Below are 21539 nucleotides of genomic sequence, written 5' to 3'. Positions count from 1 at the left end.
ATCGGGGAGGCGCAAACCGTAATCGCGACCATACTGGCTGATGCTCTTGAAGCGCTTTCCTACCTTATAAAAAGAAGAGACCGACTCATGAAGTACGAACCTTTTGCCAAATCGCTGATGGCGACCTCATTGGCGCTCAGCTGCCTCATGGCTCACGCTGCCTCGGTTGCCCCGGTAGCTGCCGAAAACGGCATGGTGGTCACCGCCCAGCACCTGGCCACTCACGTGGGTGTCGACGTGTTGAAAAGTGGCGGCAACGCGGTGGATGCGGCTGTCGCCGTGGGCTATGCACTGGCGGTGGTTTACCCGGCGGCGGGCAACCTCGGTGGTGGTGGTTTCATGACCATTCAACTGGCGGACGGACGCAAGACCTTCCTCGACTTCCGCGAAAAAGCCCCGCTGGCCGCGACGGCCAACATGTACCTCGACAAGGACGGCAACGTCATCCCGGACCTGAGTACCCGTGGCCACCTCGCGGTCGGCGTTCCGGGTACCGTGTCCGGTATGGAGCTGGCGCTGAGCAAGTACGGCACCAAACCGCGCAAGGACATGATTGCCCCGGCCATCAAACTGGCCGAAGAAGGTTTTGCGCTGGAGCAGGGTGACGTCGAGCTGCTGGAATACGCCACTGACGTGTTCAAGAAGGACATCAAGGATTCCGGCGCGATCTTCCTGAGCAATGGCGAGCCGATGCAGGTCGGGCAGAAGCTGGTGCAGAAGGACCTGGGCAAAACCCTGCGCACCATTTCCGAAAAAGGCGCCGACGGCTTCTATAAAGGCTGGGTGGCCGACGCCATCGTCACCTCCAGTCAGGCCAACAAGGGCATCATCACCCAGGCCGACCTCGACAAGTACAAGACCCGCGAACTGGCCCCGGTGGAGTGCGACTATCGCGGTTACCACGTCGTATCGGCACCGCCACCGAGCTCCGGCGGGGTGGTGATCTGCCAGATCATGAACATCCTCGAAGGCTATCCGATGAAGGATCTGGGCTTCCATTCGGCCCAGGGCATGCACTACCAGATCGAAGCGATGCGCCACGCTTATGTGGATCGCAACAGCTATCTGGGCGACCCGGATTTTGTGAAGAACCCGATCGAGCACCTGCTCGACAAGAACTACGCGACCAAGCTACGTGATGCGATCCAGCCGCAGAAGGCCGGTGTTTCGGCGGAACTCAAACCCGGCGTCGCCCCCCATGAAGGCAGCAACACCACGCACTATTCGATCGTCGACAAGTGGGGCAACGCAGTCTCGGTCACCTACACCCTCAACGATTGGTTCGGCGCAGGCGTGATGGCGAGCAAGACCGGGGTGATTCTCAACGATGAAATGGACGACTTCACCTCCAAGGTCGGCGTGCCGAACATGTACGGCCTGGTGCAAGGCGAAGCCAACGCCATCGCTCCCGGCAAGGCACCGTTATCCTCGATGAGCCCGACTATCGTGACCAAGGACGGCAAGGTGGTGATGGTGGTCGGCACGCCGGGCGGCAGCCGCATCATTACCGCGACGTTGCTGACCATGCTCAACGTCATCGACTATGGCATGGGCCTGCAGGAAGCGGTCGACGCGCCGCGTTTCCACCAACAGTGGATGCCGGAAGAAACCAACCTCGAAGACTTCGCCGCCAGCCCCGACACGAAGAAGATTCTCGAGAGCTGGGGCCACAAGTTCGCGGGCCCGCAGGACGCCAACCACATCGCGGCGATTCTGGTCGGTGCACCGTCGCTGGGTGGCAAACCGGTCGGCAAGAACCGCTTCTACGGCGCCAACGATCCACGGCGCAACACCGGGTTGTCATTGGGTTACTGAGCGGGGTAAAAAGGGGGCGGGCACACGTCCGCCCCTGTCTCAAGGACCGATCAAGGAAGGCTCACCATGACCACCGCATTGCTGATCATCGATGTCCAGCGCGCCCTGTGCACAGGCGAATACGAGTGCTACGACATCAAACGGGTGATCGATACCATCAACGGCCTCAGCGCCCGCGCTCGCAAGTCGGGCATTCCGGTGGTGCTGATCCAGCACAACGAAAAGGACAGTCCGTTCGCTCACGGTGCCGAGGGTTGGCAATTAGCCGACGGCCTGGTCACTGCGCCAGGCGATCTGCGTATCGACAAGACCGCCAACGACTCGTTCTACCAGACCAACCTGCAGAAACTGATCCCCCGGGAAGACTTCGACCGCCTGGTGATCTGCGGCCTGCAAACCGATTACTGCGTCAACGCCACCGTGCGCCAAGCCCATCAACTGGGCTACGACGTGGAGCTGGCGGCCGATGCGCACTCCACCGTCGACAACGGCAACATGAGCGCCGAAGACATCATCGCCGAGCACAACAAGGACTGGGCGCACCTGACCGGTTCCGTGGCGCGGATCGATGTGAAGCCGGCGACCCAGATTACGTTCTGATGGTTATTGCAGTCTTTGTGGGAGCGAGCTTGCTCGCGATGGCATTCGTTCGGTCACCGATGATGTTGAATGTGCAGCCCTCATCGCGAGCAAGCTCGCTCCCACACTGACGTGTGTGAATCACGCTATTTGCAACCGCCGCACTACGGCCTGAAACCGCTCCGACGCCACCCACTGAGGATCCGCATCCTCCACCAGCAACATGATCCCCAGGTAATGTTCCAGGTGCAGGGTGATCACCTGCCCATCCACTTGTAGATCCCAGTAATACTGATCCAGACCGCAGGCCTTGGTTAACCACTTTCCACCCAGCCCTTGCTGAAGCTCATTGGCAGCGCGCATAAACAGCGAGTGGTCCGAAATATCGGAGACGTGAATTTCGGTATTGGCCATCTGCTGCTCCTTGAGTGACGTCCCAGTCGGCTAAAGGCATACTGCCGCCGCCTCAGGAATGGAATCTGTCGATGCTCGCTTTCAATATTCGTCACGCCTTGCTGCTGATGTCCCTCGTATTTGCTGCCAACTCCCACGCTGCCAGTTTCGACTGCGCTGGCGCTTCCAGCCCGGTTGAAAAAGCGATTTGTGCGGATCCGTATACCTCGAGTCTCGATGAGAAACTTGGGGCGCTTTGGCGGACAGCGGTGGTACAGGTCGCTGATCCGAAAGCGCTCAAGGCAGATCAACGTTCGTGGTTGAAACAACGCAATCAATGCGCTGCCAATAGCTCCTGCCTGCGCCGTGAGTATTTGATGCGTCTGAAAGCGCTTGAATACGTGACCAAGCCTTTCAGCTGGGATGCCACCTGGCGGATGATCCCGTGGGGCGTTTCATCGGCGGCAGAAGTCACAACCAAGCGTGTGGACGCCACTCATATTGCCTTTGATGTTTCTGCGTCAAATGGTGGCAACTCTGGCGACATGGACGGTGTGGCCACAATCGACGGTGCCGTAGCGCATTTCGCTGAAGGCAACTGCACCCTGAAGTTCAGCGCGCTCAACGGTTTGCTGGATGTTAATTCTGATGGAGGTGAGGGGGCTTGTGGTGGCGGGATGGGCGTTTATTACGATGGGAGGTATGTGGCATCTGACCAACCGATCGCGATTGAATACGACTTGCTGAGCCTTGGCGTTGTACGTACGCAGCAAGAAGATCAGGCATTACGCACGTTGCTCAAAAATGACTATCAGACGCTGCTGCAAAATAGCGGATCAATGGCAGCCGGCGAGACCTCTAGTGATGTGCCGGAGGGTGAGGTCAATGAGTTCTGGCTACGAGGGCTGGCTTCCAGCAATGCGGCGATTCTGATGAGTGCGCCGGGAGGCAGAGTTTGGCTGGTGCTATTGGTTTTCGATGAGCAACGCAAAGTCAGGGCGCGGTATTACACCAACGTTCCCGAATGGAAAAAACGGGTGCCTGATGTGCTGTTGGCGTGGCGTGAACGCTTGGCGGGAGAGGCGACACTACCTCTGGACCTGATGCCCTGACTCTCCCGTTCAAGTCGCAAACATCAACCTGCGAACATCACTCACCGGCTCGGACACCGCACCGCTCAACACCAACCGCGTAATCGTCTCTGCCGCCACCGCATAATCCTCATCCTGCGGCACTTCCCGTCCGGTGATGCGCCCCATCTGCCAGCCAATGTTGGTGTAGGTGCGCGTCGCCGACCAGATGAACAACATCAAATGCTCGGGATCTACCGGGGCCAGCAAACCGCGCTCTATCCAGCTGCGCAGGCACTCGACATTACGCCGGGCCTCACCGTGCAACAGGTCGCGGCATTCGTCGGGCAACTGGCGGCCACCGAGCAGCAACTCACTGCTGAAAACCTTGGCGATCGCCGGATGCTCGCGGGCGATACGGATACGGGCGGCGACGTAGGCGCGCAGGCCGATCAGCGGATCATCACTCTCGCGCAGCACCGCCGAGGCTTCCAGCAGCGGTTCGACGAAGCCGAGCAGCACTTTGCCGTAGAGGTTTTCCTTGCTCTGGAAGTAGTAATACAGGTTGGCCTTGGGCACACCGGCGCGGGCGGCGATGTCGCGGGTCTGGGTCGCGTCGAAGCCGTTGGCGGCGAATTCTTCACTGGCGGCGGCCAGGATCAGTTGCTGGTTGCGTTCGCGGATGCTGCTCATGGACGGCATGGAGGGTCTGGCCATTTCGGGTTCGCAATATACAAAACTATATAGCGAATAAGCCAGCGAACTCACTCCTCAGCGCTATGCTGGTTTCAATTTCGGTAACCTCAGGAAAGTGACAATGACCCTTCAGGCACTGCGCGCCACGACGATTCACCTCGACGCGGTGGCGAAGCTGTTCGACGCCTATCGCGGTTTTTATGGCCAGCCGTCAAATCTCGAGCAATCGCGGGCCTTCATCGTCGAACGCATGGCCGGCAATGAATCGGCGATTTTTCTGGTTGAGGATGAAAGCGATGAGGCGCTCGGATTCGTCCAGCTATACCCGACGTTCTCTTCGATAGACGCCCATCGCACCTGGCTGCTCAGCGACCTGTTCACCACGCCGCCCGCCCGGGGCCGTGGAGTGGGGCGACTATTGATGAACACCGCCCGCGACTTCGCCGTTAAAACGGGCGCCAAGGGACTGGTGCTGGAAACCGCCACCGACAATTTCACCGCCCAGGCTTTGTACGAATCACTCGGTTGGGCACGCGACACCGGCTATTACACCTACCTGCTGGACTTGCGCCAGGGCTGATCCGGTCAGCCGACCTGAGCCAGCAACCGCTCGATCTGCGCCAGCTCCCAAGTGCTGAGCAGGCTGACCGGGTCGGTGCCGAAACGCTGAGTCGTGTCGAGTCGCCACACACGATCTTCCGGGCATCGACATTGCAGGCAGTGATGCAGACGCTGACCGTCAAAGTCGAGCAACAGCTGCCAGCCTTCGATATCGACCGGGATCTGGCCGGGCCCGGATTCCTGCGCAATACGCTGTAGCGCGCAAACCTCCAACGCCGCATCGCGCAAGCGCTGGCAGACTTCGCGAGTGGATAGCGGTGACATGTTCAAATCCGTTGCTCGATGAAGCGCGCAAGCATAGAGCGCCAACCCGTTCCTGTCAGCGATTGCTGGCCCACGCCGATGCATTTGCGTAACATCCGCAACCCTCTTTTTCCGCGGCGCTCTTTTGCGCAAATGCATGCGGCCGCACCCGTCGGCCGCTCTGTCAGGTAAGCCATGAAACCGATTCGTCTGCGCGCCGATGTCCTGGCCGGACTCACCACCTCGTTTGCCCTGTTGCCCGAATGCATTGCGTTTGCGCTGGTGGCTCACCTCAATCCGCTGATGGGCCTGTACGGCGCCTTTATCATTTGCACGCTGACCGCGCTGTTCGGTGGCCGACCGGGCATGGTGTCCGGAGCAGCCGGTTCGATGGCGGTGGTGATCGTCGCGCTGGTGGTGCAGCACGGCGTGCAATATCTGTTGGCGACGGTGTTGCTCGGTGGCTTGATCATGATGGCGTTCGGGCTGTTGCGGCTGGGCAAACTGGTACGCATGGTGCCGCACCCGGTGATGCTCGGGTTCGTCAACGGTCTGGCGATCATCATTGCGCTGGCGCAGCTTGAGCATTTCAAGAGCGGTGAGCAGTGGCTCAGCGGCACACCGTTGTACCTGATGACCGGGCTGGTGCTGCTGACCATGGCCATCGTCTACATCCTGCCGCGCCTGACTCGCGCGGTGCCGCCGGCGCTGGTGGCGATTCTCGGCGTAGGTTTGCTGGTTTACCTGCTCGGGCTGCCGACCCGTACCCTCGGCGACATGGCGCACATCGCCGGTGGCCTGCCGACGTTCGCGCTGCCGGACATTCCGTGGACGCTGGAGACCCTGCGCATCATCGCGCCCTACGCGATTCTGATGGCGCTGGTCGGCCTGCTGGAAACCCTGCTGACCCTCAACCTGACCGACGAAATCACCGAAACCCGTGGCTACCCGGATCGCGAGTGCGTGGCGCTGGGCGCGGCAAACGTGGTTTCCGGTGCGTTCGGCGGCATGGGCGGTTGCGCGATGATTGGCCAGACCGTGATCAACCTCAGTTCCGGCGGACGCGGACGGTTGTCCGGCGTGGTAGCGGGTGTGTTGATTCTGCTGTTCATTCTGTTTCTGTCTCCGCTGATCGAGCGGATTCCGCTGGCGGCGCTGGTGGGGGTGATGTTCGTGGTGTCGCAGCAGACGTTTGCCTGGGCTTCGCTGCGGGTGCTGAACAAGGTGCCGCTCAACGATGTGCTGGTGATCATCGCGGTAACCACCATCACCGTGTTTACCGATCTGGCCACGGCAGTGCTGTGCGGGATCATCATTGCCGCGCTGAATTTTGCCTGGCAGCAAGCGCGCGAGTTGTACGCCGATGAGCATCTGGAAGCGGACGGCAGCAAACTCTATCGCCTGCACGGCACGCTGTTTTTTGCCTCGACTACGCCGTTCCTCAATCAATTCGACCCGGCCAGTGACCCGCAACGGGTGACGCTGGATTGCCGGCACCTGAGCTTTGTCGATTACTCGGCCATCGCCGCGCTGAAAACCCTGCGTGAACGCTACGCGAAGGCGGGCAAACATTTGCAGGTGTTTCACCTGTCCGAGCGCTGCAAGAAATTGCTGAAACGCGCCGGGGTCGATCACGACTGACGCGTCCGACGCAGTACAAAATTCAATGTGGGAGCGAGCTTGCTCGCGATAGCGGAGTATCAATCGACAAAGATGCTGACTGATCCACCGCCATCGCGAGCAAGCTCGCTCCCACTGTTTTTTGCATTACGCTGGATTTTCGATTGCGGGGAAATCGATGTCGGTAAGCGCGGTGTTGTTGAGGTAGTTGGTCAGGGTCTGCGCGGCGACGATGGCGATCACCTCGATGATCTTCTTGTCGTCGATGCCGGCAGCGCGGGCGGCGGCAATCTGTTCATCGCTCAGATGACCACGGGTTTCGGTCAGTTGATGGGCGAGGGTGGCGAAAGCATTCAGTCGACCGTGACGCGCTTCGATGATTTCTTCTGCTGCCAGCCCGGCCTTGCTGGCGAACACGGTGTGCGCCGCCAGGCAATAGTCGCAACCGTTGACTTGCGAGGTGGCGAGGTACACCGCCTCTTTTTCCTTGGCGCTCAGGGACGTTTTGCCCAGGGTTGCCGAGATTTGTACGTAGGCATCCAGCGCGACAGGTGCGACGGCCAGGGTCTTGAACAGGTTGGGCAGGAAGCCGATTTTTTTCTGCACGCCTTCAAGCACTGGGCGAGTGGTGTCGGTAGCGGTTTCGAGGCTGAGAGGGGCGATGCGGCTCATGGTGATTCTCCGAAAGTCCGGTGCGAAGTGCGCCGGGGATGGAGTGAATGCTACGGAGCGCGGCTGGTGCTTTGGGTGCAAATCGTCGAGGATATGCGACAGATCGTCCAAGCCTTTCACCGGAGGAGGCATTCATGGATCGCCTGTCCACTTTGCTCAGCCACTTCGGCGTCAATGCCGGCACTTTCCACAGCGGCACTTTCTGCGGGATCAGCGCTTACGGTGGCGATCAGGTATGTGGCCATGTGCATCTGCTGCAGGCTGGGCAAGTGCTGCTCAAACCGGGGAATGAACCCGAACTCACGCTCAGTGAGCCGACGCTGATTTTCTTCCCCCGGCCATTTGCCCACCGACTGTTCGCCGATGAGGCCATGAACACGCAACTGGTGTGCGCCTCACTGACGTTCGACGGCGGCGCGGGCAATGCTTTGGCAGCAGCGCTGCCGGATTATCTGGTGCTGAAACTCGTCGACCTTCCCGAAATGGCGAACACCCTGGAGTGGCTGTTCAAGGAAGCTTTCGACGGACACTGCGGGCGTGAAGCGGTGATGGACCGGTTGTTCGAGTTGCTGGTGATTCTGCTGCTGCGCCATCTCATCAGCAGTCGCAACCAGCAACCGGGCATGATGGCGGGGCTGGCCGACCCGAAGATTTCCCGAGCCTTGAACCTGATGCACGACCAGCCGGCCAAGGCCTGGAGCGTCGCCGAACTGGCGAGCGCCGCCAACCTGTCCCGCGCCGGTTTCGCCGAACACTTCCGACGCGTAGTGGGGCAAACGCCGGTGGATTATCTGGTGAACTGGCGAATCAGCCTCGCGCAGAAACGCCTGCGCGAGGGACGACCGATTGCCCTGATCGCCGAAGAGGTCGGCTATGAAAGTCCCTCGGCGCTGGCCCGGGCGTTTCGGCGCAAGACCGGGCTAAGCCCTCGAGAATGGAAATCCGGCGCGAGCTGAAGACTATTTGGCGAATTTCTTCGCCCCGGCCACGCACAGGATCACACCCAGCGTGACCACCAGCATGCCCACGCTGACATGCTCGTGCAGCAAGGTCGCGGCCAGTGCGAGGCCAAAAAACGGCTGCAGCAATTGCAACTGTCCGACCGCCGCAATCCCGCCCTGAGCCAGCCCGCGATACCAGAACACAAAACCGATCAGCATGCTGAACAGCGAAACATACGCCAGACAAACCCACGCGGACAGGCTGATGCCGCTGAACGAGGCGGGCGCCAGCCACACACTCAGTACGGCCATCGCCGGCAACGACAGCACCAGCGCCCAGCAGATCACCTGCCAGCCGCCGAGGGTGCGCGACAGTTTTGCGCCTTCGGCGTAACCGAGGCCGCAGGCGAGAATCGCCGCCAGCATCAGCAGATCGCCAGTGGGCGAAGCGGTCAGGCCTTGTGAGATCGCAAAACCGACCACCAGCGAACTGCCCAACACCGAAAAAATCCAGAACACCGGACGCGGCCGTTCACCGCCGCGCAGCACGCCGAAAATCGCCGTAGCCAGCGGCAGCAATCCTACAAACACAATGGAATGGGCTGACGTCACGTATTGCAGCGCCAGGGCTGTCAACAACGGAAAACCCACAACCACGCCCAGCGCGACGATCAGCAATGACAACCGTTGATCCCGCGCCGGCCGTCGTTCGCGAAACAGCCACAACAGGCACAACGCCAGGGCGCCGGCGATGGTCGCGCGGATGACGGTGAGAAACACCGGGTCGAACTCCAGCACCGCCAGCCGCGTGGCGGGGAGCGAGCCGCTGAAGATCACAACGCCGATAAAGCCATTGATCCAGCCGCTGGTTTTTTCCAGCGCCGGGGTGCCGAGTTGGGTGGTTCGTTCCATACGCGTTGCGCTCAGAGGTGGGTTGCGTTGAAACAATCCTAGGGTTGAGAATCAGCACAATCAAAGAATTGTCATGGATACAAGCCGACATGCCGCGCTCTCGTTACAAGACCCTCGTCGACACCTATGCCGCTGACATTCGCGCCGGTCGCCTGTTGCCCGGCACTCGCTTACCGACTCACCGGCAATTGGCGGCCAGCGAAGGGCTGGCGCTGGTCACAGCCTCGCGGGTGTACGCCGAGCTTGAGGCCATGGGGCTGGTCAGCGGCGAAGCCGGGCGCGGCACGTTTGTGCGGGAAACGTCGTTGTTGCCGGGGCAGGGCATCGACCAGAAGGACGTCGCGGTCGGCATGATCGACCTCAACTTCAACTATCCGTCATTGCCGGGGCAGGCTGAGTTGCTGCGCACCGCGTTGCGGCAACTGGCCTTGTCCGGCGACCTCGAAGCGCTGCTGCGCTATCAGCCCCATGCCGGTCGTCAGCATGAGCGGGCCTCGGTCGCGCGGCACCTGCAAACCCGGGGTTTGAGTTTCGAGGCCGAACAGGTGCTGATCGTCAACGGTGCCCAGCAAGGGCTGGCGGTGACGCTGATGGCCTTGCTCAAACCCGGCGATGTGATCGCTGCTGATGCGTTGACCTATTCGGGATTCAAAGTGCTGGCCGAGGCGCTGCACCTTCAAGTGGTGGCGATTCCCGTCAATGAACAGGGCCCTGATCTGGCGGCCCTCGACAAACTCTGCCGCCAGCGCCCGGTGCGTGCGGTTTACAGCATGCCGACCCTGCACAATCCACTGGGCTGGGTGATGCCTTTGGAGCAGCGTGAGGATTTGATCGCGATTGCCCGCCGGCATGATCTGACGATCATCGAAGACGCGGCCTACGCCTTTCTGGTCGATAACCCGCCACCCCCGGTGGCGGTTCTGGCACCGGAGCGCACGGTCTACGTTTCGGGTCTGTCGAAAAACATCGCCACCGGCCTGCGCGTAGGCTTCATCGCCGCGCCGGTCGAGCAGGTGGCGGCGCTGGAGCGGATCATTCGCGCGACCACCTGGAACACGCCAGGCGTGATGACCGCCATCGCCTGCGGCTGGCTCGACGACGGCACCGTTACCTTGCTCGAAGCCCAAAAGCGTAGCGACGCCCAGGCCCGGCAAGCATTAGCTGCGCAGATCCTCGAAGGCCTGCCGACTGTCGGCCATCCCTCTTCGTATTTCCTTTGGCTGCCGCTGCCGGAAGATGTCCGGGCCGACCATATCGTGGTCGAGTTGATGCACGAACAGGTTTCCGTCACCACCGCAGAACCCTTCACCGTGTCCACCCATGTGCCGCACGCGATTCGCCTGGCATTGGGATCGGTGGACATGCTTGTCCTGCGTCAAGCCTTGCTCAAAGTCCGGCAGGTTGTGGGCGCCTACCTGTAGCGCAACTTGCCGCGCGCGATTACCCTTGGCGCCGCCGCCGATCTGGAAATCCCTGATGAAAAACGCTGCATTAACGCTCGCCCTGATCCTCAACGCAGGCCTGTTCGGCACGCCAGCACTGGCTGCCGGTGACGCCGAGGCCGGCGCAAAAATCTTCCCGCGCCTGTGCGGCGGCTGCCACCAGGTCGGCGAATCCGCCCGCCCGGGCTTCGGCCCGGAACTCAACGGCATCATCGGTCGCCCGGCGGGGACGTCGGCGAATTACGTGTATTCCGACGCGATGAAAAACTCTGGCCTGACCTGGGATCGTGAAACGCTGACGGCGTATCTGAAGGACCCGAAGGGCGTGGTGCCGGGGACGCGGATGATCTTCTGGGGGCTGAGTGATGAAGAGAAGATCGATAATTTGTTGGCGTATTTGCAGACGTTTCAGTCCGAGTAAGCAAAGATTGTTTTAACGCGAAAAAAACGGGCGTCGTTACTGGCGCCCATGATCGTTAAGCATTGGGTATTCTGGACAACAATATGTCGACGCGTTCGGATGTTCTGGGGCCGGTACTTCGCACAGATTCGGCAAATGTCCGCAACGCGCTGGACTTGTCTTGCAACAGCTTCTTGTCGAGACGGCTGAATACGACCAAGGTGTTGTAAATGCCGTTTTCGTTCTGCTTGTTTGCGTTTGCGTAATCGAGCAGAGCAGGTATCAGGCTCTCACTGTTGGAATACTGAGAAATGATTTTTTCGTAGGCCTTGCCGCGTTCGCCGGCCTGAGGTGAGAACAATCCTTGAATAAGCGAATCCAGGTCAGTCGTTTTTTCCGCGTTCTTGACGACGGTAGTCGTCCGTAATTCGATTCCCGTAGCATTCAGGCTCTGCCTGACATCGTCCAGTTGGGGGTTGGAGGCGAGAGCGGGCGCACTGAGCATATCGTTGGCTTTTTCCACTTCATTTCCGGCTTTGGCAATACTGTCGACCAATATCCGGTTCTTTTGCGTCAGTGTCTGATTCTGCAGTTCGAGTTCTTTCTTTTTATCTTCCAGTGACGACACTTCGGTATTCAGTTTTTTTCGAGAATCCTCAATGTTGGCCATTTCATTTCTGGCCTTTTCCGCTTTGACTTCCGCGAATTGGAAGCCGGCAAACGCGGCCAGTACGCCTCCTATCCCTAAAATCATCGACCCGAAGACCTTGATCGCTTCGGTGATGGGCGTCGTCCTTTGAAGCACTTTGATTTCTGCAAGTGTCTTGTCTCTTTGTGCCTCAATCAGTTGCACTTCAAGCAGTTCTTTTTCCGTAGCCATGAGTGGTTGACCTCATTTGCGTAACGCGTGGGGAATCGCTCGACTACGGACTACAAGGGACTAGAGCGGATTATCGTCAGGTATAGCCGTGAGGTCGATCTCCTGCAAGGCACCCCCCATCGCCCGTTACACAGGCCCGTTTTCTCCCTCAGCCTGCCCGGCAAACCACTCCATTACCACCGCGCAAGCCGGATGCGCAGCCGCCGATGGCTGCAGACACAACGAATAAATCCCCTTGGTTTTCAGCGGTTGCCCGAACGGCACCACCAGAACGCCACGCTCGATGGATTCCGCTGCCAGCGTCATGTCCGTCACTGCTGGCGGAAATGGCATCCGGCGTCGATTCGCCATTGCTGCAATCGGTGATGCAACGGGCCGAACCCGGCTGGCTGCCGCCGCGACCTTTCTTCGATATCGGTGCCATGCTGCGCATGCGCATGCGCATGCGCATGCGCGTGGAGGCGGTCAGGGCCAGAACAGAAATCTGAAAATTCGCACATCCCACAAGAAACCCGGCGGTAAAGCAGGATCTGGCGATTTACCCAACAAAAGGTGTGATGGAAAAACTGTTTACCGTGGAAGAGTTGCCGGCGGCGATTGCTCGTTTGACGACGCGGTTGTGGACGAAGTAGAAGACCAATACTTGAGGAAGGGCGGGTCGTGTGCCTTGCACCCGACTCAACTTTTCGATGGCAGTGATACATGCCAGATTCAAGGATTGGCGAGTGCGGGCGATAAGTCTGACATCCAATCCCTCGAACTTCCCCCTACCATGAAAAAATTGCTCATTGTTATTGGCGCACTCTTGCTGCTTTGCGGATGCGTCACCAAGAACTTCAGTGTCGAAGATCGTCAGCAGATCAAGACACTGAAGGTGCTTCCAGTATTTGTCGCCGTCGATAACTTCAAATACACCAGCATGACTCAAGCCTGGAGCGCGGGACTCGGTGCCGGTGCCGGGGCGGCCGCGGGGATGGCGGCCGGTGCATCGACGACACAAGTCAATGCATTGGCAGGCGCGGGATCCGTAGAAGGGACAAAGAATGGTGATGTGCTGACGGGGGATATTTCCCGGGCAATCCTCAACAACATGAAGGCCAATGACATCGACCTGGCCAAACTGGTCCGCCAGAGTTTTGTTGATCGCGTTCAGCAGGAGCGGCTGTTCACAATAGTCGGGGAGGGCGAGCAGGCCGATGCCGAGATCGAAATCATGGTCGGGCAGTGGGGGCTGTGCCTCAAGAACTTCAGCACGGTGCTGTATCCGGTGATTGGTGCCACTGGCCAGATCAAGCGCAAGGGTTCGGCGGTCTGGCGAAACTTTGAAACGATCACGGTGTTCAATGATGCCAACAACCTTGCCTATCTACCGGAGCAATACGCGAAAGATCCCGAAGTCCTGCGCAAGGCGTTTACCCATGTGTCTGATCTGTTGGTGGCTGAACTGATCAAGGATATGAAGCAATAAAGCGGTTTACTTCAGCGCCAGTCTCAATCGCGCTGTCACTTCTTCTATCGGCGCCCCCTGAATCGCAGGGGTAGCCGGGCAGGGCTGAAGCCATGGAGTGATTGAGTGCGCATCAGCCATTTTCGCTCACCTCGATGAGCGAAGCCTGGCAGGCCACTTGATTGCGGCCTGCCGCCTTCGCCTTGTACAACTGCTGGTCGGCACGTTTGACCAACGCCGTCGGGGTGTTGTCCGCCGGATCGGCCTGGCCGACACCAATGCTTACAGTAATGGAACCGACCACTGGAAAGATTGCCTCGGCAATCGCAGCCCGGATCTTTTCGGCGACCACTTCCGGGGTCTCCGGTTTGGCAATTTCCGGCAGCAGCACGGCAAACTCTTCACCACCATAGCGCGCAGCGAAATCGGTGGCTCGGGTGCTGACTTGTATGAGTTGCGCCAGTTGTCGCAGTACGTCGTCTCCTGCCGCGTGGCCATGGGTATCGTTGATGCGTTTGAAATGATCGACGTCGATCAGCAGCAGCGCAAACGGCCGTCCGGTACGGCGAAACAACAGGCTGTACTCGGTGAGCTTTTCGTCAAACCGCCGACGATTGTAGGCACCGGTCAAACCATCATGAGTCGCCAGACTCAGTAGTTCGGCATTGGCCTGGGTGAGGGCCGCGGTACGTTGTGCGACCGTGGCTTCCAGTGAAGCGTTGGTTTCCTGCAGCTCGCGTTCCTTGGCCAGCAGCGATTGGGTCATCGTGTCGATGGACTGGCCGAGCTGGGCGATTTCCCGCACCGGGTGCTGCAATTGAAAACGGGTCTCCGGTTGATTGTTTTGCACCTGCTGGGCCGAGCGTGCCAGTTGCTCGATCGGGCGACTCAGATACAGCGCCAGATAATAGGCGACCAGCGCAAACACCACCGCCGCCGTCACCCCCAGCAACAACAATTTATAGAGCAGCAGGCGCGCCGGTTGCAGCGCGGTGTCCAGCGGCTGGCGTACCGCAATCGACCATGACAGTGCAGTGCTCAGGGGCGTCGGCACCGTCACCACGCTGGTCAGGTAACCGTTGCCGACGGTCCAGCCCGGTGAGTCGGGATCGTTCGCCGCCAGTTGCTGGCCGACCAGCGCTTCCGGATACAGCACCTTGCCGTCGTGATCGATGATCAATGCTTCGATGTCCGGCGCGACGCCTTTGTGCGAAAGCGCCGCCGATTCGACGATGCGCGTCACCCAACTCCAGTGCGCATGGGCGCCGAGTACGCCGATCACCTGGCCGTCGGCATTGTGAATCGGTGCCGCGAAATCAATGAAACGCAGCGGCTCGCCATTCGCCAGCGCCGGCAACATTTTGGCCAGCAGCACGGCTTCGTGAGGGTCGCCGGTGTATTCGCCGCGTAAACCAGCCTGGAACCACGGACGCTGCTGCACCGACTGGCCCACCAGCAAACCGTTGACGGCCTGATGTACCTGACCGTTGGCGTCGGTGATGCCCATCCACGCATATTCGGTGCGGGCCTGGGTGCGCAGCTGCATCGATTTGAGGATCGCCGGGTTATCCAGATCACCACGCTCCAGATGTGGCGCGCGACTGAGCAGATAGACCTCCAGTTGTCGCTCGCGCAATTGCTCACCCAGCAATGCCGCCGCCGACCGCGCAGTGCTCAGCAGGGCATTGCCGCTGGCCTGTTTCATTTGTTCGGTGGCGATGTGGCCGACATAGAAACCGACGCTCAACAGCGTCAGCAGGGACAAACCGGCAAACCAGAGGGTCAGGTGGCTACGCAGACTGGCTTTGAACATGGGTGATGTCTGTTTTTATTGAAGTGGCGCCATGGTATGCGACATCACGAACAGGCTGCCAGCCAGCCACTTCATGAAACATTCCCAGATTGATACCAATGTGCCATTGCCTCCAGTAAAGTGTGCGCCGCCCGAGAGATGGATCCCGGGCGTTTACCCATGGAGTCTTGCAGTGAAATACCTCAGCAAAGTAGTCGCCGCCGCACTGTTCGGTGTGGTTCTGGCAGGTTGCACCGGCACCCCGATGAACACCAGACAATACGACAGCAGCCAATACACCGTGATTGGTCACAGCGAAGCGACCGCCACCGGCCTGCTGCTGTTCGGCGTGATCCCGATCCAGCAGAACAACCGCTTCGTCCGCGCCCAGACTGCCGCGATCAAAGCCAAGGGCGGCGACGCCATGATCAACACCCAGGTTCAGGAAAACTGGTTCTGGGCATGGGTCCTGACCGGTTACACCACCAAAATCTCCGGTGATGTGGTCAAACTGAAGACCGCGCAATAAGCGCCGGCTGAACGTGAAAAAGCCCGGCTGATCAGGCCGGGCTTTTTATTTGTACAGCGGTAGAACGCTTGATTCATGCGACGCGGCGTTCGATCAGACGGTCGGAACCACCTTCAGCAACACGACGTTCGATCAGACGATCAGCGCCACCTTCGGCAACACGGCGCTCGATCAGACGGTCGGAACCACCTTCAGCAACACGACGTTCGATCAGGCGATCAGCGCCACCTTCGGCAACGCGACGTTCGATCAGACGATCCGAACCACCCTCAGCCACACGACTTTCAATCAACCGATCCGAACCGCCTTCGGCGATCATGGTGTGGGCGGGTTTGGCTGCAAAGGCGTTGACCGCAAGAACCGAGAAAGCGATGCCGAGAAGGATTTGGCGTTTCATGATCGTGTGCTCCAGGGGTGTTATGTGTTTGGTATGGAGCCGATGTTACGCCGCAGATTTTTTATGAGAACTTCATTGACGTGATGGTGACTATCGATGCCGGCAATGAATGCGGCTATCGCTGCATGTGCTTGATTTCATTGGCCAGCTCGTAGGCTTGCTCGCGGAGTTCGGCAAACTTTGCATTCAGTTCGCCATAGCCGCGCTTCCAGGCAAAAGCACCGTTGATGTTGCTTTGTCCGAGCACGACATCATTGAAGGACCCCATCCCGCCATAGGCCGAGAGCAGCCACGTGATTCCGGAATAATCGGAGTCCAGCAATCGTGCGCGGGCTTTTCGCATCCACGCGCTCCAGTGCGCTTCTCCGTCGCTTTCCAGAACGCTGACAAGCTCATTCAGCACCTCGATCAGCGTTTCGGTTTTTGGGCCCATGTTCAATGAGTGCTCCATTTGATGAGGCGTAGATACTCAACCAGTGACGGCTTCAAGACGCCGAAGAGTGAGCGGTGCGCAAAGAGCGATCAAACAAGCTGACGCCTCACGTTCAATGCGATCAAGGCAAAGCCTTTACCTGTGCCCGGATTTGATGTCGACGTATTTTGCATCGACGAGATGTCCTCCCAGCGATCTACGGATTCAATGTGTTCATGGGAGGCGTCCGTATCGATTTCAAACGCGATGAAGCATTCATTTTGATTCAGCAAACGTCCGAACAGGCGAGGCATGCCGGGAAAGTCGATTTCCAGTTCCAGCACGATGGACGACGACCAATCGATGCCTTGGGATTCTCCGTATCGGGCCAGTGCGACAGGTACACCCTGTTTGCGCCATTCACTGGCGAAGAGCATCAAATGATGCGCAACGACTGCGTTTTGCTCCTGCACGTTCAGCTGTTTTTTCTTCAGTAGTCGTTCAATGTCCATGGGAAACCTGAAATTTGCAGCGTCGGGCTGGGAGCTTACCCAGCAATTGCAAAAAACGCGCGCAAAGAAAAGCCCGGCTGATCAGGCCGGGCTTTTCTATATGTGCTGCTTAGTTAGGCAACGCGACGTTCGATCAGGCGATCAGCGCCACCTTCGGCAACGCGGCGTTCGATCAGGCGATCAGCGCCACCTTCGGCAACGCGGCGTTCGATCAGACGATCAGAGCCACCTTCGGCAACACGGCGCTCGATCAGACGATCCGAGCCACCTTCGGCAACGCGACGTTCGATCAGACGATCAGCGCCACCTTCGGCAACGCGACGTTCGATCAAGCGATCAGCGCCACCTTCGGCCACACGACGTTCGATCAAGCGATCAGCGCCACCTTCGGCCACACGACGTTCGATCAGACGATCCGAACCACCCTCAGCCACACGACTTTCAATCAACCGGTCCGAACCGCCTTCGGCGATCATGGTGTGGGCGGGTTTGGCTGCAAAAGCGTTGACTGCAAGAACCGAGAAAGCGATGCCGAGAAGGATTTGGCGTTTCATGATCGTGTGCTCCAGGGGTGTTGTTTGTTGGGTATGGAGCCGATGTTACGCCGCGGATTTTTTATGAGAACTTCATTGACGTGATGGTGACTATCGATGCCGGCAATGAATGCCAAGACCCTCGTTCTAGGGTGCCAGCGGCCGAATGCACAGCTCTCCGGTGGCACGGGTCAGGGCCAGATCATGCAGCGCATCGCGGGTCAGACCGCTGCGCGCCTTGGCCAGCCATACCGGGCAGTTCGGGTCGTGGCGGTAGGGTGTGAAGTCGGCGTACTGCTGAAGCAGGCGGGTTTGCAACTCGTCCAGACGCGGGCGAATCTGCTTGCCCAGATCCGGGCGCGGCGTGTCCGGCGCGGCACCGGCCGCTTGCCACTGTGCGAGCAAACCGTATTGCACCAGTTTGTTGGCCTCCATCTGTGCAGCGATCAATTGCGCGACGTCTTCCGGGTCGAGCTTGCGTTCGGTGGCCAGCTTGCGGGCGTTGTCGATGACCTGTGCTTCACGAGGACTGTCCTGGATCGGCTTGCCGCTGTCCCATTTGGTCAGGGCGACGAGGTCACCGATGTTCAGGCGTTCGTTCAGGGTGTTCACCAATCCTTGCACCACCTCGGGCGAGGGCGTGGGGCCGGCGTGAACAGTCGTCGCCAGAACAGTCAACAAGGTGCAACTCAGCAGAATCGGGGAACGGCGCATGGGACGGATTCACTTCCTGTCGTGATGGGGAGGGTACGAACATTGATCGAGGTGCAGATTACGAAGTTTTAATGCAAACGGGTACGACCTGAAGTGCATTGCATACCTTAGACTCTGTCATCAGCTCCCACCCGAGACGGACCCTCAATGCAAACCCCCGCTCATTCGCCCCTCTGGAAAACCTACCTGCTGTTCCTCGCCCCGATGGTGCTGTCGAACTTCCTGCAATCGATGTCGGGCACGGTCAACAGCATCTATATCGGTCAGATGCTCGGTACGCAGGCGCTGGCGGCGGTGTCCGGCATGTTTCCGATCATCTTTTTCTTCATCGCGCTGGTCATCGGGCTGGGCGCCGGGGCAGGGGTGTTGATCGGCCAGGCGTGGGGGGCGCGTGAGTCGCATATGGTCAAGGCGATTGCCGGGGCGACGTTGTTGCTGGGCGTGCTGATCGGACTGGTGGCGGCGGTGCTGGGCAGTGTGTTTGCGCGTCAGGCCTTGCAGGGTTTGGGGACCCCGGCGGACGTGCTGGATGATGCGGTGGCCTATGCCCGGGTGATGATGTGGACCTTGCCGGTTGTGCTGGTGTACGTGCTGTTCACCCAGTTGTTGCGTGGGGTGAGCGACACGTTGTCGCCGATGCTGGCGCTGCTGCTGTCGACCGTGGTCGGGCTGGCGCTGACTCCGGCGTTCATTCGCGGGTGGTTCGGCTTGCCGCAACTGGGGATTCAGAGCGCGGCGTTCGCCGGCCTGGCGGGTACGCTGGCGGCGATGGCGTGGCTGTCATGGAGCCTGATCCGCAAGGGCCATCCGCTGGCGCCGGATCGCGAGTTCTTCGCGGCGCTGCGACTGGACGGCGCGATTCTCGGCAAGGTGTTGCGCATCGGTCTGCCGACGGGGGTGCAGATGATCGTGCTGTCGCTGTCGGAGCTGGTGATTCTGGCGCTGGTCAACCAGCACGGCTCCCAGGCGACGGCGGCGTATGGCGCGGTGACGCAGATCGTCAACTACGTGCAGTTTCCGGCGCTGTCGATTGCGATCACCGCGTCGATCTTGGGGGCTCAGGCCATTGGTGCCGGACGGCTGGAGCGGATGGGCCCGATCCTGCGCACCGGGTTGTGGATCAACGTGTGCCTGACCGGTGGTTTGATCCTGCTGGGTTACCTGTTGTCGCACTGGCTGCTGGGGTTGTTCCTGACCGAAGACTCGACCCGGGCGATGGCCGAGCACCTGTTGCACATCATGCTGTGGAGTCTGTTGATCTTCGGTTTCCAGGCGATCATCGGCGGGATCATGCGTGCCAGCGGCACGGTGCTGGTGCCGGTGGGCGTGGCGATCATCTGCGTGCTCGGCGTGCAGTTGCCGGCGGCGTACTGGCTGGACGGGCAGTTCGGTTTGCAGGGTGTGTGGATGGCGTTTCCGATTGCGTATCTGGGCATGCTGGTGTTGCAGGCGCTGTATTACACACGGGTCTGGAAGCATCAGAAGATCGAGCGGTTGGTGTGACGAGCCGATCCGGCTAGACATTGGCGGGGCTGGCACAAGTGACGGATGTTTGCTTAAGTCATTCGAGACCCATCGGGCGCCGGAGCATTTCATGTCGATTCGATTGTTGTTGGCTGCCGCGTGTTGCCTGATCGTCACGCCTGCTGCACACGCGGTGGAGTACACGCGGGTCAACACCACCGCCAGCCAGATCAGTTTCACCTACAACCAGATGGGCTCGCGGATGTACGGCACGTTCGGCAAGTTCGACGCGACGCTGGATTTCGACACCGACAACCTCGCCAGTGCCCGCACCACGCTGCACATCGACCTGACCAGCATCGACGCCGGCAGCGAAGACGCCAACACCGAGCTGGTGAAACCGGCGTGGTTCGACACGGAAAAATTCCCGGTGGCGGTGTTCGAATCCACCCGCTTCAGCCCGGCCGGCGACAACCGTTATCTGGTCGACGGCCACCTCACCCTCAAAGGCATCACCCGCGAGGTGCAAGTGCCGGTGCAACTCAAACCCGACAGTAGCATCGGCATCTTCGACGGCGAACTGGTGCTCAGGCGCGACGAGTTCGGCCTCGGCGCGGGGGAGTGGGCCGATACCGTGGTGTCGAAGGATATCGACATCAAGTTCAAAGTGGTCGCGCCCCAGCAGTGACGGTGTTCGGCCACCGACGCGCTGGCGCGGTATGATGGCGGCGTTTTCCGCCGGAGTCCGCTCGCCATGCCCCGCATCACCCACTACAAATCCCCATGCCCCGAAGGCGTCAACAGCCAGATCCTGCAGATGGTGGTCGACAACCTGACCGACATCAGTGCCATTGGGCTGGGCCCGAGCAACCTGTTGTACAACGTCTATCAGTACGCGGTCGGCTATGAGGTGCATCTGTATCTGGAGGCGTTGAACGGCGAGAAGGGCACCGAGGTGGAATTGCTGGTGGCCACCGACGACGATGATCCGGAGCAGGTGATCGGCTTCCTGTTGTACCTGCCGGTGCAGGGCGATTGGGAGGCGTGCAACGTGGCCTATCTGGCGGTGCGCGAGGGGCATCGGCGTCAGGGCGTGGCCCGTTCGTTGATCGCGGAGATGGTGGCGCGTTACCCCCATGCCGAGCTGACCTGCAGCGTCGGCAAGGTGCCGTATTTCGAGGCACTGGGCTTTGAAGTGCTGGGTCAACTCGAAACGCAGGTGCTGATGAGCACCCGCCATTACCGCAGCAACGGTCTGCGCGGTTTTATCGACACGACACCGATCTACCGATCCCTGGAAGTGCAGCAGATCCATACCTATCTGCTGCAAAGACACGGCAAGCGGGCGATGCTCGATGCCGAGAAACAACGCGACCGGCATCTGGATCAGGTCACTCGCCGCACCGAGGAATTTGTCCGCCAGCGCCTGACCGTTCACTGATCCCTTCTGTTTGA

25 protein-coding genes and 2 pseudogenes are annotated in these 21539 nt (G+C 59.7%); 14 read left to right on the top strand and 13 right to left on the bottom strand.

The window, feature by feature from the left end:
• The first annotated feature begins 87 nt into the window (after positions 1 to 87).
• Positions 88 to 1815, top strand: coding sequence for a gamma-glutamyltransferase (ggt, locus tag N8H71_RS22420; protein ID WP_262195726.1), 1728 nt, complete (start codon positions 88 to 90; stop codon positions 1813 to 1815).
• Positions 1816 to 1881: 66 nt separating this feature from the next.
• Positions 1882 to 2415, top strand: a complete 534-nt coding sequence (locus N8H71_RS22415) for a cysteine hydrolase family protein (RefSeq protein WP_262195725.1) — start codon at positions 1882 to 1884, stop codon at positions 2413 to 2415.
• A gap of 120 nt (positions 2416 to 2535) precedes the next feature.
• Here N8H71_RS22415 and N8H71_RS22410 read toward each other — a convergent pair whose 3' ends face one another.
• Positions 2536 to 2808, bottom strand: a complete 273-nt coding sequence (locus N8H71_RS22410) for a DUF3630 family protein (RefSeq protein ID WP_262195724.1) — start codon at positions 2806 to 2808, stop codon at positions 2536 to 2538.
• 71 nt (positions 2809 to 2879) lie between these two features.
• Between N8H71_RS22410 and N8H71_RS22405 the strand changes: the two genes are divergently transcribed.
• The gene (locus tag N8H71_RS22405; protein WP_262195723.1) at positions 2880 to 3899 is read left to right on the top strand and encodes a lysozyme inhibitor LprI family protein; all 1020 of its coding nucleotides are present in this window, start codon (positions 2880 to 2882) and stop codon (positions 3897 to 3899) included.
• Positions 3900 to 3908: 9 nt separating this feature from the next.
• Here N8H71_RS22405 and N8H71_RS22400 read toward each other — a convergent pair whose 3' ends face one another.
• Complete coding sequence (locus tag N8H71_RS22400) at positions 3909 to 4550, bottom strand: TetR/AcrR family transcriptional regulator (protein WP_262195742.1); 642 nt, start codon at positions 4548 to 4550, stop codon at positions 3909 to 3911.
• 124 nt (positions 4551 to 4674) lie between these two features.
• Between N8H71_RS22400 and N8H71_RS22395 the strand changes: the two genes are divergently transcribed.
• The gene (locus N8H71_RS22395; RefSeq protein WP_262195722.1) at positions 4675 to 5133 is read left to right on the top strand and encodes a GNAT family N-acetyltransferase; all 459 of its coding nucleotides are present in this window, start codon (positions 4675 to 4677) and stop codon (positions 5131 to 5133) included.
• Positions 5134 to 5138: 5 nt separating this feature from the next.
• Here the strand turns inward: N8H71_RS22395 and N8H71_RS22390 are convergent, their stop codons facing one another.
• Positions 5139 to 5438: a DUF7693 family protein gene (locus N8H71_RS22390; RefSeq protein ID WP_262195721.1), complete on the bottom strand. Its 300-nt coding sequence runs from the start codon at positions 5436 to 5438 to the stop codon at positions 5139 to 5141.
• Between the two features lie 174 nt (positions 5439 to 5612).
• Here N8H71_RS22390 and N8H71_RS22385 point away from each other — a divergent pair, with 174 nt between their 5' ends.
• Positions 5613 to 7058 (top strand): SulP family inorganic anion transporter, encoded by a 1446-nt coding sequence (locus N8H71_RS22385; protein ID WP_262195720.1) that lies wholly within the window; start codon positions 5613 to 5615, stop codon positions 7056 to 7058.
• A gap of 126 nt (positions 7059 to 7184) precedes the next feature.
• Here the strand turns inward: N8H71_RS22385 and N8H71_RS22380 are convergent, their stop codons facing one another.
• Positions 7185 to 7709 carry a carboxymuconolactone decarboxylase family protein gene (locus N8H71_RS22380; protein WP_262195719.1) on the bottom strand — a complete coding sequence of 175 codons (525 nt, stop codon included), beginning with the start codon at positions 7707 to 7709 and terminating at the stop codon, positions 7185 to 7187.
• Positions 7710 to 7843: 134 nt separating this feature from the next.
• Between N8H71_RS22380 and N8H71_RS22375 the strand changes: the two genes are divergently transcribed.
• Entirely contained in the window at positions 7844 to 8665 is an 822-nt protein-coding gene (locus tag N8H71_RS22375) for a cupin domain-containing protein (RefSeq protein WP_262195718.1), read from the top strand.
• 3 nt (positions 8666 to 8668) lie between these two features.
• Here N8H71_RS22375 and N8H71_RS22370 read toward each other — a convergent pair whose 3' ends face one another.
• A complete protein-coding gene (locus tag N8H71_RS22370; RefSeq protein ID WP_262195717.1) occupies positions 8669 to 9562 on the bottom strand; it encodes a DMT family transporter in 894 nt (297 codons plus the stop codon).
• A gap of 89 nt (positions 9563 to 9651) precedes the next feature.
• On the opposite strand from N8H71_RS22370, the gene N8H71_RS22365 reads away from it, so the two are divergent.
• Together N8H71_RS22365 and N8H71_RS22360 are read left to right on the top strand one after the other, a co-directional pair.
• A complete protein-coding gene (locus tag N8H71_RS22365; RefSeq protein WP_262195716.1) occupies positions 9652 to 10983 on the top strand; it encodes a PLP-dependent aminotransferase family protein in 1332 nt (443 codons plus the stop codon).
• A gap of 55 nt (positions 10984 to 11038) precedes the next feature.
• Positions 11039 to 11425 carry a cytochrome c family protein gene (locus N8H71_RS22360; RefSeq protein ID WP_262195715.1) on the top strand — a complete coding sequence of 129 codons (387 nt, stop codon included), beginning with the start codon at positions 11039 to 11041 and terminating at the stop codon, positions 11423 to 11425.
• 55 nt (positions 11426 to 11480) lie between these two features.
• On the opposite strand, the gene N8H71_RS22355 is transcribed toward N8H71_RS22360, so the two are convergent.
• Positions 11481 to 12284 carry a hypothetical protein gene (locus N8H71_RS22355; protein ID WP_262195714.1) on the bottom strand — a complete coding sequence of 268 codons (804 nt, stop codon included), beginning with the start codon at positions 12282 to 12284 and terminating at the stop codon, positions 11481 to 11483.
• Between the two features lie 126 nt (positions 12285 to 12410).
• A pseudogene (locus N8H71_RS22350) lies at positions 12411 to 12602 on the bottom strand (LysR family transcriptional regulator); the annotation flags it as partial.
• Positions 12603 to 12796: 194 nt separating this feature from the next.
• On the opposite strand from N8H71_RS22350, the pseudogene N8H71_RS22345 reads away from it, so the two are divergent.
• Both N8H71_RS22345 and N8H71_RS22340 read left to right on the top strand, forming a co-directional pair.
• A pseudogene (locus tag N8H71_RS22345) lies at positions 12797 to 12916 on the top strand (spermidine/putrescine ABC transporter substrate-binding protein PotF); the annotation flags it as partial.
• A gap of 140 nt (positions 12917 to 13056) precedes the next feature.
• The gene (locus N8H71_RS22340) at positions 13057 to 13752 is read left to right on the top strand and encodes a hypothetical protein (RefSeq protein WP_262195713.1); all 696 of its coding nucleotides are present in this window, start codon (positions 13057 to 13059) and stop codon (positions 13750 to 13752) included.
• 112 nt (positions 13753 to 13864) lie between these two features.
• Here the strand turns inward: N8H71_RS22340 and N8H71_RS22335 are convergent, their stop codons facing one another.
• Positions 13865 to 15544, bottom strand: a complete 1680-nt coding sequence (locus N8H71_RS22335) for a sensor domain-containing diguanylate cyclase (protein WP_262195712.1) — start codon at positions 15542 to 15544, stop codon at positions 13865 to 13867.
• A gap of 172 nt (positions 15545 to 15716) precedes the next feature.
• On the opposite strand from N8H71_RS22335, the gene N8H71_RS22330 reads away from it, so the two are divergent.
• Positions 15717 to 16052 (top strand): hypothetical protein, encoded by a 336-nt coding sequence (locus N8H71_RS22330; RefSeq protein WP_262195711.1) that lies wholly within the window; start codon positions 15717 to 15719, stop codon positions 16050 to 16052.
• 73 nt (positions 16053 to 16125) lie between these two features.
• Here the strand turns inward: N8H71_RS22330 and N8H71_RS22325 are convergent, their stop codons facing one another.
• The 5 genes from N8H71_RS22325 to N8H71_RS22305 form a co-directional block, all read right to left on the bottom strand.
• Positions 16126 to 16449 carry a hypothetical protein gene (locus N8H71_RS22325; RefSeq protein WP_262195710.1) on the bottom strand — a complete coding sequence of 108 codons (324 nt, stop codon included), beginning with the start codon at positions 16447 to 16449 and terminating at the stop codon, positions 16126 to 16128.
• 115 nt (positions 16450 to 16564) lie between these two features.
• Entirely contained in the window at positions 16565 to 16882 is a 318-nt protein-coding gene (locus tag N8H71_RS22320; RefSeq protein WP_262195709.1) for a DUF6966 domain-containing protein, read from the bottom strand.
• Between the two features lie 89 nt (positions 16883 to 16971).
• Positions 16972 to 17373, bottom strand: coding sequence for a hypothetical protein (locus N8H71_RS22315; RefSeq protein ID WP_262195708.1), 402 nt, complete (start codon positions 17371 to 17373; stop codon positions 16972 to 16974).
• A 113-nt stretch (positions 17374 to 17486) separates the two neighbouring features.
• Positions 17487 to 17927, bottom strand: coding sequence for a phage infection protein (locus tag N8H71_RS22310; protein WP_262195707.1), 441 nt, complete (start codon positions 17925 to 17927; stop codon positions 17487 to 17489).
• Positions 17928 to 18053: 126 nt separating this feature from the next.
• Complete coding sequence (locus N8H71_RS22305; RefSeq protein ID WP_262195706.1) at positions 18054 to 18620, bottom strand: chorismate mutase; 567 nt, start codon at positions 18618 to 18620, stop codon at positions 18054 to 18056.
• A 147-nt stretch (positions 18621 to 18767) separates the two neighbouring features.
• Between N8H71_RS22305 and N8H71_RS22300 the strand changes: the two genes are divergently transcribed.
• The 3 genes from N8H71_RS22300 to N8H71_RS22290 all read left to right on the top strand — a co-directional run bounded on the left by N8H71_RS22300 (position 18768) and on the right by N8H71_RS22290 (position 21525).
• Positions 18768 to 20123 (top strand): MATE family efflux transporter, encoded by a 1356-nt coding sequence (locus N8H71_RS22300; protein ID WP_262195705.1) that lies wholly within the window; start codon positions 18768 to 18770, stop codon positions 20121 to 20123.
• Between the two features lie 91 nt (positions 20124 to 20214).
• Entirely contained in the window at positions 20215 to 20772 is a 558-nt protein-coding gene (locus tag N8H71_RS22295) for a YceI family protein (RefSeq protein ID WP_262195704.1), read from the top strand.
• Between the two features lie 66 nt (positions 20773 to 20838).
• Positions 20839 to 21525 carry a GNAT family N-acetyltransferase gene (locus tag N8H71_RS22290; protein WP_262195703.1) on the top strand — a complete coding sequence of 229 codons (687 nt, stop codon included), beginning with the start codon at positions 20839 to 20841 and terminating at the stop codon, positions 21523 to 21525.
• The last annotated feature ends 14 nt before the right edge of the window (positions 21526 to 21539 follow it).

Source organism: Pseudomonas koreensis (assembly GCF_025447595.1).
GTDB lineage: Bacteria > Pseudomonadota > Gammaproteobacteria > Pseudomonadales > Pseudomonadaceae > Aquipseudomonas > Aquipseudomonas koreensis_H.
Note: the sequence above shows the minus strand (reverse complement) of the source record. Positions and strands in the feature narration are given on the sequence as shown.